The sequence below is a fragment of the Candidatus Methylospira mobilis genome (assembly GCF_009498235.1).
In the GTDB taxonomy this organism is placed as follows: Bacteria; Pseudomonadota; Gammaproteobacteria; order Methylococcales; family Methylococcaceae; genus Methylospira; species Methylospira mobilis.
This window is the reverse complement of record NZ_CP044205.1, coordinates 2,891,598-2,904,176: the sequence shown is the minus strand read 5'-3', so window position 1 is coordinate 2,904,176 and position 12,579 is coordinate 2,891,598. Positions and strand designations below refer to the sequence as shown.

The following is a 12,579-nucleotide window of genomic DNA, read 5'->3' as shown; positions in this document are numbered from 1 at the left end:
GGCAGCCTCGGAGCAGGGTAAACCTGCCGGGACACGCTGGAGTGTGCCTATCTAGCAACTACACCCTGCGTCGTCTGTCCCTTCGGCTACGCCAGATCAGGCCGCTGACGGACTCCCCTCCGGCTCACACCGTTTTTTCTACTTCATGAGGGCGCTGGGTAGCAACAGTTACCAGAATATAAAGTTTTACATCCTTGCCGCTTGAATTGTTGGTTGGGAGCCTCCATAAAAGGGCGGTGTGATGCCTTGCAGGCGCGAAGGGTGGCATGGATTTAACTTGTTTGCTCGCAAAACAGGAGTACGACGCCTTGATCCTATTGGATGGTGTTGTGTGAATATAGTAAATCAATGTGAACCAAGCCTTGACAAGGCGCGCGGGATGGCTATTATTAGCACTCGCCTTGATTGAGTGCTAACGGCGCTGCCGGCAGCATAGTGTTTTAATCAACATTTATGAGGAAAAAAATGAAAATTCGTCCATTACATGATCGCATCATTGTTAAACGCCTTGAAGAAGAGCGTACCACAGCAGGAGGTATCGTAATTCCTGATTCAGCTGCCGAAAAACCCATGCGCGGAGAAGTGTTGGCTGTTGGTCAGGGAAAAACGTCGGATAATGGCGAAGTTCGCCCGTTGCAGGTTAAGGTCGGAGACAAGATTCTGTTCGGCAAATATGCCGGTACCGAAGTCAAGATCGACGGCGATGAAATTGTGGTCATGCGTGAAGAAGATGTCATGGGCATTATCGAAGCCTGATTGGCATAACCGCAAGTTATTTAAACTTATAGTTATTTGAAGGTATAAACATGGCAGCTAAAGAAGTTAAATTTGGTGATGACGCGCGTTCGCGCATGGTGCGTGGCGTAAATATTCTGGCTCACGCGGTAAAAGTGACGCTGGGTCCTAAAGGGCGCAATGTCGTCCTGGAAAAAAGCTTCGGCGCACCGACCGTTACCAAGGACGGCGTTTCAGTCGCGAAGGAAGTCGAACTGAAAGACAAGTTCGAAAATATGGGCGCGCAGATGGTTAAGGAAGTCGCTTCCCAGACCTCCGACGTAGCCGGCGACGGCACCACCACCGCTACGGTTCTGGCTCAGGCTATTTTGAACGAAGGGTTGAAGGCGGTTGCTGCGGGCATGAATCCGATGGATCTGAAGCGCGGTATCGACAAGGCTGTTCATGCAGCGGTTGAAGCGATACACCAGATGTCCGTTCCCTGCGCCGACAACAATGCCATCGCCCAGGTAGGTTCGATTTCAGCCAATTCCGATGAGAGCATCGGCGGCATCATTGCCGAGGCGATGGACAAGGTAGGCAAGGAAGGCGTCATTACGGTGGAAGACGGTTCGGGTCTGGAAAACCAGCTGGATATCGTTGAAGGCATGCAGTTCGACCGCGGCTACCTGTCGCCTTACTTCATCAACAACCAGCAGAGCATGAGCGCAGAGCTGGACAGCCCCTTCATCCTGCTGTACGAGAAGAAGATTTCCAATATCCGTGAAATGCTGCCGATACTGGAAGGCGTGGCCAAAGCCGGCCGTTCGCTGCTGATTATTGCTGAAGATGTCGAGGGCGAAGCCCTGGCTACCCTGGTAGTAAACACCATGCGCGGTATTGTCAAAGTTGCTGCCGTCAAGGCTCCAGGCTTTGGCGACCGCCGCAAGGCAATGCTGGAAGATATCGCCATCCTGACCGGCGGCACCGTGATTTCCGAAGACATCGGTCTGAGTCTGGAAAAGGCGACGCTGACCGATCTCGGCACCGCGAAGAAAGTACAGGTGAGCAAGGAAAATACCACTATCATTGACGGCGCCGGCAGCAGCGACAAGATTCAGGGTCGCGTTGCTCAGATCCGCAAGCAGATGGAAGACACTACTTCCGATTACGACAAGGAGAAGTTGCAGGAACGTCTGGCCAAACTGGCTGGCGGCGTTGCCGTCATCAAAGTCGGTGCTGCAACCGAAGTCGAAATGAAGGAAAAGAAGGCACGCGTCGAAGACGCGCTGCATGCGACACGCGCCGCGGTAGAGGAAGGCATCGTACCGGGCGGCGGCGTTGCGCTGATCCGTGCGCTGCAGAAGATCAAGGATCTGAAAGGCATCAACCACGATCAGGATGCGGGCATCGGCATTGCGCGTCGCGCGATGGAAGAACCGTTGCGCCAGATCGTATCCAACGCAGGCGATGAGGCTTCCGTGGTGCTGAACAAGGTAGCGGAAGGCACCGGTAACTTCGGTTACAATGCCGCTACCGGCGAATACGGCGACATGGTCGCCATGGGTATTCTTGATCCCGCCAAGGTTACGCGTACCGCATTGCAGAATGCGGCTTCCGTTTCCGGATTGATGATCACCACCGAGGCGATGATCGCTGAAGAGCCCAAGGAAGAAGCGCCAATGCCGGGTGGCGGCATGGGCGGAATGGGCGGAATGGACGGCATGATGTAATCGCAGAGTTTCTTTGCGTCTGAGGCCCCGACCGGGAAACCGGTCGGGGCTTTTTGTTGTGCTCTACTTGCCGTATGGCAGGTAGAGGTGGAAATACGTTTTAAAGCGGGTACCCGGATGGATGAAAAACGATTAAACTGGATGCAACTTTTTCGTCTCGCACCGAAAGGCCAGGTTATAAATCAGCAATAACTGCATAAAAACATGTTGCGTATTATTTCAATCAATCTCAATGGTATCCGTTCCGCCGTCAATAAAGGCTTTCTCGACTGGCTTGCCGAACAGGATGCCGACTTTATCTGCATGCAGGAACTCAAGGCGCAGGCCGGCGATATGAGCGCAGAAATGCTGAATCCCGCCGGCTACTACGGCTATTTTCACTATGCCGAAAAAAAAGGCTACAGCGGCGTCGGCGTCTATGCGCGCCGTCAGCCCGACCAGATTATCGAAGGTCTGGGCATTGCCGATATCGACGCGGAAGGGCGTTATATCGAATTGCGCTACGATGGTTTTTCCGTGGTTTCGGTCTATTTGCCGTCCGGTTCCAGCGGTGAACATCGGCAAGCCACAAAATACAGTTTCATGGAGCGTTTTTTTCCTCATCTCAACGCATTGCATCAAGGCGGTCGCGAGGTGGTGTTGTGCGGCGACTGGAATATCGCGCATAAGGAAGTCGACCTTAAAAACTGGAAGTCCAATCAGAAAAACTCCGGCTTTCTGCCGGAGGAACGTGCGTGGTTAAGCCGCGTCTTCGATGAACAGGGCTGGGTGGATGTTTTTCGCAGGCTGTACCCGGAAGCCGGCGGCGAAGGCTATACCTGGTGGAGCAACCGCGGGCAGGCCTGGGCAAAAAATGTCGGATGGCGCATCGACTACCAGATTGCAACCGATAAACTGGCCGCAGCCGCACGTACTGCGGTTGTCTACAAGGAACAGCGTTTTAGCGACCATGCGCCGTTGACGGTAGATTATGACGTCAGCCTCTGAACCGGCGGCGGTCTGGTACCGGATTTACTTCACGCGCCGCATATTGGGGGCTTTTTTTACCGGCTTTTATGGCGGATTGCCGCTGTTGCTGACCGGTTCGGTGCTGCAGGCCTGGCTTAAGCAGGAAGGCGTCGATTTGGCGACAATAGGGCTCTATGCCCTGGTCGGTCTGCCGTATACGTTGAAATTCCTATGGGCTCCGGTATTTGACCGCTATCGCATCAGGCATTACGGCAGACGCAGGGGGTGGCTGATCCTGACTCAGGCGGCGCTGGCGCTGGCGCTGGCGCTGCTGGCGTTCAGCCAGCCGGCCCTGCACCCCATTCTGCTGGCGGGACTGGCGTTGCTGGTGACTTTTTTTTCCGCTTCCCAGGATACATTGATCGATGCCTGGCGGCGTGAAAGCCTGAGCGATTACGAACAAGGTTTGGGCGCTTCCTTTTACGTCAACGGTTATCGTTTAGGTATGCTGCTGGCTTCAGGCGGCGGGTTGATTCTGGCCGATTTGTGGGGGTTTACTTTTGTTTATCTACTGATGGCGGCGGTGATGCTAAGCGGAGCCATGGTCAGCCTGATCCTACCCGAACCGGAAGAGGCGGGGCATCGCCCGAAGCGCTTTGCCGCGGCGGTGATCCAGCCGTTCATCCAGTTTTTTGAACGGCAGGACGCCTGGTGGATTCTACTGTTTATCCTGTTGTACAAAATGGGAGACACCATAGCCGGACAGATGTCGACGCCGTTTTATCTGGATATGGGCTATAGTAAAACCGAAATCGGCGCGATAGTGAAACTGTTCGGGTTCTGGGCGACGCTGATCGGCGGCTTTGTCGGCGGTACGCTGATACTGCGCGTGGGCATCTACCGCGCATTATGGCAGTTCGGCATATTGCAGGCGTTTTCCACCGCGGCATTCGCCGCGCTGACGCAAATACCGCCGCAACTTCCGGCCCTGGGCGCGGTGATCTGCTTTGAAAATCTTTCAGCCGGGATGGGAACCGCAGCTTTTGTCGGCTTTATGGCGAGCCAGACCGACCGGCGTTTCACCGCCACGCAATATGCGTTGCTGTCGAGCCTGATGGGGGTGCCGCGGGTGCTGATTGCCGCGCCCAGCGGTTGGATGGCTTCGAGCCTCGGCTGGTGGTGGTTTTTTTTAGGATGCTCGCTGTTGGCGATACCGGGTTTATTGTTGTTGATCCGCTTTCGTAACTGGTTGCGTTGAGGCGTGCGCCATGAGTCGAAGCTACTGGATAACGCCGATTATATTGCTGTGGATAGGCTCCGCCTGCGCCGAGCCTGCCGGTATCCGTTTTGTCGAGAACACGCCAGCGGATAATGCCGAGTATCGGACCGGAGATTTGATACGCAGGGAAATCCGGGTAGGCGTGGAGCCGGATTATGAGCTGGAAACCGGACTATTACCGAGTATAGGCGTGTCTGTTGCCGACGGTCTGGAAGTACGGCAAGTGAGCTGGACGCGCGAAGATGAAGGCGATGGGGTGATTTACCGGGTGCAGCTGGCCTACCAGCTTTTCAAAACCGTGGTAGATACCGAGCAAACTACCGCGCCGGCTCTCGGTCTGGGATTTGTTGCCGGAGGCAAACGCGCATGGATGGAAGTTCCCGCCTGGTCTTTTACGCAAACACCCCTGCATGATTCGACTGACGGTCATGCGTCAATCAAACCGGCGCTGCCGCCGCTCGAATATGACCTGGAGCCCGCTGGCCGGGTCGTGCTGGGCCTTATCGCGGCGCTGTTGCTTGTTGCAGGATATGGCTGGCTGCGGCTTCGTTTTTTCAAGCGGCTTCCTCCGTTCGCCGCGGCAGCAAAAAACTGCCGTCGATTGCTGAAGCACCCTGACAGCGCCGCCGAACAAGCGGTTTTTCTGGCGCTGCATCGGGCCGTGGATCGAACAGCCGGATATGTGCTGTTCAGCAGCGGTTTGGCGCGGTTTTTAATTGAACATCCCGAGTTTGCCGGCATGGAAGCCGAATTCCAGCAATTTTTTTATATTTCGGATCGGTACTTCTACGCGAAAAACGAACAGGTTTCTGATGCGGGATCGTTGCGTGACCGCCTCGATTTTGTGGCGCAGTTTTGCGACGCTTGTGCGTTGAGGGAGACATAGTGCCCGTTTATCTGCATCACCCCTGGTTTCTGCTGTTGCTGCCGTTGGCCGCGCTGCCTTATCTGCGCAAGAGACAGGGTGCGCTCAGGTTTCCAGGAATGGATTTTTTTCCGGCAGACCCGTTTTCGGAGCAACTGGCGCGTTTACGGCGCGCTTCCGCAGCATTGGGCATCGGCTTGCTAGGCATTGCGCTGACAGCTCCCGAATCAGTCAGTCAGCAATGGATAGCGCGCGTGGGGCAGGGCGCGCATGTGGTGTTGCTGGTGGATCGCAGCAGCAGCATGAACGAGAATTTTTCCGGGAGCTATCTGGGCGGCGCGGCCAAGGAAAGCAAGAGCGCATTAACCGCGCAATTGCTGTCCGACTTTGTCGCGCAACGTCCCGATGATGCGTTTGCACTGGTGATATTCAGCGCCGCGCCGGTTTTTGTGCTGCCGTTGACCCAGGATCAGGTTGCGCTGCAGGCTGCGCTGAAAAGCCTGGCTTCCCGAGGTCATGGCATTACCAACATCGCGACCGGTCTGGAAATGGCGCTGGATCATTTCAGGCATAATACGGGTGATGAGTCGCGCATGATAGTCCTGGTTTCGGATGGCGCCGCGCGTATGGATGCCGAGGCGCGCGACTTGATACGGCAGCGCTTTCAGGACACGCAAGTAGCGCTTTACTGGATTTACATGCGCAGCCCGAGAAGCGGATCGCTTGCAAAGGCCCCGGCGAATGCCAATGAAACCAGTAGCCCGGAGTATTTTTTACACCAGTTTTTTCAATCCATGGGTACGCCTTACCAGGCGTTCGAGGCGGAGAATCTGGAAGCGGTGCAACAGGCAATAGCCACGGTTGGGCAGCGTAACCATCGACCGGTGCACTATAAGATCCGTGCTCCGGGGCACGATTTGACGCGCTGGTTTCTGGCGCCGGCCTGGTGTTTTTTATTTGTATACACCGCTTTCGCCGCGCTGGAGTTCAGGCGGTGATAAAGCTGATGCGTTTCTGCAAATTTGCCGGTTGGCGAGGTCTTGCGCTATTGATAACGGTAGCGCTGTCCGTGGAGAGCTTTTGGCTTTGGCGCCTTACGCATATCAATCATAGGGTACACGACGCATCGTCGGAGGTTTCCGCCAATGACGATCCGTACCTGCGTTTTGCGAAGTCCTGGCGCATGGCGCGCGATGGAGAGGGTTACGCGGCGATCCGCGAATATGCATTGCTGTCGTCGTCCGATGATGCCCTGTTGCGTGAGCGGGTGAACTACAACATCGGCACCCTGTATCTGGAGCAAGCCGACGCATTGTGGCAAAGTTCGGGCTTGTTGGAGTTCGAACGCGTTACTGCCTTGCTGACGCTGGCAAAGCAGTACCTGATTGAGACACTACGCATGAACCCGCAAAATACCGATGCGCGTTTTAACCTCGAATATGCCGGGCGTATTACGCCACCGCCCAGGGAAGCGGCTGCTCCGAAGTGGCAGGGTACCAAATCGAGCGTGTTTTCCACGCTGCCGGGGTTGCCGGGCGGTGGGCCATGAGACGCTTTCTGGTGCAGGAGTGGCAGCGTACAGGCTGGCGTTTCAAGTGCCTTGCCGCCGCCAATCTCATGCTGTTGCCGGCTTTGTTCGGGCTTTCCGTGCCGCTTCCGCAGCCGGTTTTCCGCTATAACTGGGTCATCGATATCACCCAGAGCATGAACGTGCAGGACTATCACGATCCGGCGATGCCGGCCGACCGCCTGCATTTTGTCACAGCCTCATTGCGACGGGCGTTGCCGAGGCTGGCCTGCGGCTCGGAAGCCGGCTTGAGTCTGTTTGCAGGCCAGCAGGTGTTGCCGCTCTTCGAGCCGATAGAGGTTTGCGAGCATCGCGCCTTGCTGGATCAGGTGCTGGAGCGTCTGGATAGTCGTATGGCATGGACGGCGGATAGCGATATTGCGGTCGGATTGGCGGCGTCGATGCGCCAAAGTTCAGGGCTGCAGCCAGCTGTCGTGCCGGTATTTTTTAGCGATGGGCAGCAGTTTCCTCCGGGTGCGGCGCTGCCGAACTTTCCGGAAACGGCGAAGGGGGGCAGCGGTTTGATTGTCGGCGTCGGCGGCAGCGTGGCGGTTCCGGTGCCGCGCCTGGATAGGGACAACCGCTTGATCGGCTATTGGGAACAGGCCGAACTCGAAAAGTTTCTGCCGCCCGGCGCAGACCGGACCGACTCAGCATCCGGTTTTTACCTGTCCCGGCTGGACGAGCGCCATTTGTTGGAGTTGGCTGCGTTGACCGGATATTCGTATCATCGCCTGCAGACGCCGGATGCATTGCCGGATGTATTGCAGTCGCGGGATTTTGGCCGCGTTGTCTGGGTTTCCGGAGACAGGCCGGAGCTATGGATAATAATAGCGTTGTGCCTTATTTTCGCAACGTTGGCGGCTCCGGCCTAGTGGCCTAGTCGGTTTCAGTAATTGCGTTTATTGCGGATGCGTGCAGTGATAGGCGGCCGAATCGGCCTTGATCATCAGTGAAACCGGGTATTCGTTCTGGTTGACGAATTTTCTGACTTCTTCCGCTGTAAGGTGTTTCGATTCGTCCCTGGCGACGCATTCGCAAAGCTGGTTCATCGCAACATCTTCGGATGTAACCACCGAACCCTTGTTTTTGTGTTCGCGTTTAATGCACATTTCCGTATATTTTTTCACGAAAGCCTGATGTTCCTCTTCCGTAACCGGTTTGTTGGCGCTCGCGCTCGAACACCAGAGCGTGCCGATGGAAAGCAATGCGGCGGCGATATAAACGGTTTTTTTCGATTGCATAATTAAATTTCCCAGTGAGTTGCGAAACAAAAGTGGATTCAACACGATATTCTATAAGGCTTGCAAGAGCCCGGCAACAATCGGATTAGTCGGGCGAGTTTTATGCTCCGTAACCCGGTTTGGAGTATCATACTGCATGCATCGGCGTGTAGCAGGTTTATCCCATCCCTTTGGCTGATAAGCCCGGTTTTCATGCCGGATTTATCTGAAGCGATCGGGTGCTGGCGCGTATCCCCTCGCAAGAGTTGTCTGTTCGCCGCGTATGTTGAGCCGGCGTACCGGTTGAAGGCCGGTAATCATGGTTTTTTGAATAGGGGGGGGAATGCGGTATCAGGAAAGCATCGAAGAGAGCGTGGCGTTTGTCAGGCAGGTAATGCCGTTGATGGCCAGGCACTCCGCGCCCATGAATCCGATCAGCTTTGCGGTCTGGTACGAGTATGTCTCCGGAGTAAACCCCCGGCTCAAGGAGGCAATCGATACCGCCTTAAAAGACAAGATCGTTTTGGATGCTGCAGCAACTGAATTGCTTTATCGCCGTTTTGTCGCCGATCTGGACGCGGATTCAGCCAATCGTCTGGCGCTGGATTTTCACCGCATCATGGCCGATGCCGTACAATCCGCTGCTTACACCGGGACGCAGGCAGACAGTTACGGTTCTTCCCTGCAACAGTTCAGCAAGGAGCTGGATGCCGACGCAGCGGTGCCGGCGACGCTGGATGCGATCGATCGCGTTTTGATCGAAACGCTGCAGATGCAGACTTCGATGGTTGCACTAGGCAAGCGCCTGGAAGACAGCCATAAGGAAATTGAAAGTCTGCGCGCCGAGGTGGTGCGTGTACGCCAGGACGCCATGGTGGATGGTTTGACAGGTCTCGCCAACCGGCGCAGTTTCGATCTCGATATGGATAACTGGCTGGGACAGTTTGTCCCCGGCGTTCCCGGCCCCAGCGTGTTAATGATCGATATTGACTATTTCAAGAAGGTAAACGACACCTATGGTCATCTTTTCGGCGACAAGGTGATACGCACTGTTGCAGAAGTGCTGAAGCGCAATGTCAAGGGCCAGGATATTGCCGCGCGTTACGGCGGGGAGGAGTTTGCCGTTCTATTACCTAAAACGCAATTGGAGGGCGCGCGCGCCTTGGCGGAAAACATCCGTGTAGCTGTTGCCGGGTGCCGTATCCGTCGTCACGATAATGAGGAGTTGGTGGGCCACATTACCGTTTCGCTGGGGGTGGCCTGCTATTTGAAGGGCGAATCGGCGCAAAACTTTATTGGCAGAGCCGATAAAGCTTTATATGCATCAAAAACCCAGGGGCGTAACCGTGTAACGGCCCACGGCATAGACCCGATGCCCTGATTTGCCTTATTGAAATCGCCGGATGTTAGGATTCCTTGCGGGAATATAATACAAATGTCAACTCTTCCTCACGAAAAGGCATTGCGGCATCAGGTGCGCGTACTAAGCGTGTTGTTGTCGCGCGTGCTGAAAAACCAGCTTGAACCCGATGTTTATAGCGCTATAGAAAGCCTGCGCAATGGTTTTGTACGGTTGCGGCGCCAGAACGATCCGGTATTGCGCCAGCAGCTTATCCGCTCTATTTCGCGCCTGGAGCCGGAGAAGCTCGCCCAGGTGGTGCGCGCCTCTCATATTTATTTCAATCTGGTAAACAGCGCCGAGGAAGTATGGCAGTTGGGCTTGCGACGGCGCGAGGCCGAACGCGGCGGCCATCTCTGGCAAGGTTCTTTTCACGACACCTTGAAAGGTTTGCACGAACAGGGCGTCACGCGCGAAGAGCTGCAGTATTTGCTCGATAACCTATGCTATCACCCAGTGTTGACCGCGCATCCGACCGAGGCGAAACGGCGCAGTATCAAGGAGGCCTTGCGTCGTATCTTCGTCAGCCTGGAACAGCTCGACGACGTGCGCATACAGGGCGTATATCGTGATGAAATCATCGCCCGCCTGCAACTGCAGATCCAGTTATTGTGGAAAACCGATGAAGTGCGCGCGCAACGTTTGGATGTACGCGATGAAATCAGTAATGGTCTGTATTATTTTCCTGTCTCGTTGTTTGGCGCCGTTATCCAGGTTTACCGCTATCTGGAGGCCACAGTCACCGAGATATATGGCTGCGATCGGACTGAAGACAACGCAGCGCTTTTCCGAATTCCCAGTTTTATCCGTTTTGGTTCATGGATAGGCGGAGATCGCGACGGCAATCCGTTTGTCAAACCGGAAACAACGGCGCTGGCGGTGCGCATGCAGGCGCGTACGGTGGCGGTGGAGTATATGGGGCGATTGGAGCGCTTGCGCGATCAACTGACTTTTTCCACCGGCATGTGCGAGCCTTCCGAGGCGTTCTGGTCGTCGCTGCATCGCGACGAAGCTTTGGCGGTGGCGGTTTTCGGGCACCGGATCGGTTTGTATAAGATGGAGCCTTATCGCCGCAAGCTCGCGATAATGCGATACCGGATGAAAGCGCATTTGGCCAAGGTAGAGGCCGGTATCGAAGGCGGTTGGGCAGGTAACGAGGATCATGCCTATGCGGATGCCGGTTCATTTTTGACGGATTTGCGTGTTGTTTACGATTCGCTCTGCGCACATGACGATCAGGCGATTGCTCACACCGATTTGCTGGATTTAATCCGTCTGGTGGAAACCTTCGGCTTCCATCTGATGCCGCTGGATATCCGCCAGGAGTCGTCGCATCACTGCGCCGCCGTTGCGGAAATTATTCGGACTGCGCTTGATATCGATTACGCTGCGCAGGACGAGCCGGGCAAACTGGCCTTGCTCAGCGAAGCCATCGTCAATATCTCCGCGCTGACGTATCGGCAGGATCAGCTCAGTGCGGCAACTCAGGAAACCTTGCGCGTTTTCGAAGTAATGACGCAAATGCGGCGCGAATTGGGCGCAGACTGTTTCGGGCGTTATGTCATTTCCATGACGCATAGCGCCAGTAACGTGATGGAAGTGCTGTTTCTGGCCGCATTGTCCGGACTGATCGGACAATTGGCGGGGCGGCGTTTCTGCCATATCGGCGTCACGCCTTTGTTTGAAACCATACAGGATCTGGAGCAAGTCGAACCGGTGCTGGTTTCCTTGCTGGATTTGCCGATCTATCGCGATTTGCTTGCCGTTTCGCCCGGTGTGCAGGAAGTAATGCTGGGTTATTCCGACTCCTGCAAGGATGGCGGTATTCTGGCCAGTGTTTGGAGCTTGTACGAAGCGCAGAAAAAAATTATAGCGATTACCAGTTCAAGAGGGCTGCGTTGCCGCTTGTTCCATGGACGCGGCGGAACCGTGGGCCGAGGCGGCGGGCCGACGCATGAGGCGATATTGGCGCAGCCGCCCGGTACCGTACAGGGGCAAATCAAGTTCACCGAGCAGGGCGAGACCGTTTTTTATAAATACAACAACATGGAAACTGCTGTCTATGAGTTGACCATGGGTGCGACCGGGCTGATGAAGGCCAGTCTGAATCTGATTCGACCGGTGGAGAGCGAGCGCCGCGATTATCTCGGCATCATGGATGAAATCGCGCGTATCGGCGAGTTGCGTTTCCGGCGATTGACCGAACAGGAATCCGGTTTCCTGGATTATTTTTACGAAGCGACGCCGCTGGCGGAAATCGGATTATTGAATATCGGATCAAGACCGTCCCATCGCAAAAAACAGGATCGCTCCAAGGCGTCTGTGCGTGCGATTGCCTGGGTGTTCGCCTGGGCGCAATCGCGTCAGACCTTGCCGGCCTGGTTCGGTATCGGCACGGCTCTTGAAACATGGCGAGGCAAGGACCCTGCGCGTCTGGCCAAGCTGCAATCCATGTATCGGGATTGGCCGTTCTTCCGTACTCTGCTGAGTAAAACACAGATGGCGCTGGCCAAGTCCGACATGGACATCGCCAAAGGCTATGCGGGGCTTTGTCACGATGATGAGGTCGCGACTCGTATCTACGGGCTTATCGATGCTGAGTATCGCAGCACCGTGCAACAGATATTGAATGTAGCGAACACCAAGTCTCTGCTTGACGATGCCCCGCAGCTGGCGTGGTCGCTGCAGAGCCGAAATCCTTATCTTGACCCACTCAATTATGTGCAGATTTCCCTGTTGCACCGGCTGCGCGCATTGCCGGAAGAGGAAAGCCATTCCAGCCGCTGGATGAACAGCCTGCTCAGAACCATCAATGCCATTGCAGCCGGCATGCGCAATACCGGTTAAGCGT

General features: G+C 55.4%; 11 protein-coding genes. 10 read left to right on the top strand and 1 reads right to left on the bottom strand.

Annotated features, from left to right (window positions below):
• Positions 1-465 precede the first annotated feature (465 nt).
• The 8 genes from groES to F6R98_RS13155 all read left to right on the top strand — a co-directional run bounded on the left by groES (position 466) and on the right by F6R98_RS13155 (position 7,981).
• Positions 466-756, top strand: coding sequence for a co-chaperone GroES (groES, locus tag F6R98_RS13190; RefSeq protein ID WP_153249432.1), 291 nt, complete (start codon positions 466-468; stop codon positions 754-756).
• A 50-nt stretch (positions 757-806) separates the two neighbouring features.
• Positions 807-2,447, top strand: a complete 1,641-nt coding sequence (gene groL / locus F6R98_RS13185; protein ID WP_153249431.1) for a chaperonin GroEL — start codon at positions 807-809, stop codon at positions 2,445-2,447.
• 204 nt (positions 2,448-2,651) lie between these two features.
• The gene (locus F6R98_RS13180) at positions 2,652-3,434 is read left to right on the top strand and encodes an exodeoxyribonuclease III (protein ID WP_153249430.1); all 783 of its coding nucleotides are present in this window, start codon (positions 2,652-2,654) and stop codon (positions 3,432-3,434) included.
• On the top strand, positions 3,418-4,653 hold the full coding sequence (locus tag F6R98_RS13175; RefSeq protein ID WP_153249429.1) for an AmpG family muropeptide MFS transporter: 1,236 nt from the start codon (positions 3,418-3,420) through the stop codon (positions 4,651-4,653). Before F6R98_RS13180 ends, F6R98_RS13175 begins: the two co-directional genes overlap by 17 nt.
• A 10-nt stretch (positions 4,654-4,663) precedes the next feature.
• Positions 4,664-5,560 carry a hypothetical protein gene (locus tag F6R98_RS13170; RefSeq protein WP_153249428.1) on the top strand — a complete coding sequence of 299 codons (897 nt, stop codon included), beginning with the start codon at positions 4,664-4,666 and terminating at the stop codon, positions 5,558-5,560.
• The gene (locus F6R98_RS13165) at positions 5,560-6,537 is read left to right on the top strand and encodes a vWA domain-containing protein (RefSeq protein ID WP_153249427.1); all 978 of its coding nucleotides are present in this window, start codon (positions 5,560-5,562) and stop codon (positions 6,535-6,537) included. The genes F6R98_RS13170 and F6R98_RS13165 overlap by 1 nt, the downstream gene beginning before the upstream one ends.
• 8 nt (positions 6,538-6,545) lie before the next feature.
• Entirely contained in the window at positions 6,546-7,088 is a 543-nt protein-coding gene (locus F6R98_RS13160) for an MxaK protein (RefSeq protein WP_194269932.1), read from the top strand.
• Positions 7,085-7,981, top strand: a complete 897-nt coding sequence (locus tag F6R98_RS13155; RefSeq protein WP_153249425.1) for a VWA domain-containing protein — start codon at positions 7,085-7,087, stop codon at positions 7,979-7,981. The genes F6R98_RS13160 and F6R98_RS13155 overlap by 4 nt, the downstream gene beginning before the upstream one ends.
• A gap of 27 nt (positions 7,982-8,008) precedes the next feature.
• Here F6R98_RS13155 and F6R98_RS13150 read toward each other — a convergent pair whose 3' ends face one another.
• Entirely contained in the window at positions 8,009-8,350 is a 342-nt protein-coding gene (locus F6R98_RS13150; RefSeq protein WP_153249424.1) for a hypothetical protein, read from the bottom strand.
• Between the two features lie 322 nt (positions 8,351-8,672).
• Here F6R98_RS13150 and F6R98_RS13145 point away from each other — a divergent pair, with 322 nt between their 5' ends.
• Together F6R98_RS13145 and ppc are read left to right on the top strand one after the other, a co-directional pair.
• Positions 8,673-9,710, top strand: coding sequence for a GGDEF domain-containing protein (locus F6R98_RS13145; RefSeq protein ID WP_153249423.1), 1,038 nt, complete (start codon positions 8,673-8,675; stop codon positions 9,708-9,710).
• A gap of 54 nt (positions 9,711-9,764) precedes the next feature.
• The gene (gene ppc / locus F6R98_RS13140; protein ID WP_153249422.1) at positions 9,765-12,575 is read left to right on the top strand and encodes a phosphoenolpyruvate carboxylase; all 2,811 of its coding nucleotides are present in this window, start codon (positions 9,765-9,767) and stop codon (positions 12,573-12,575) included.
• Positions 12,576-12,579 lie beyond the last annotated feature (4 nt).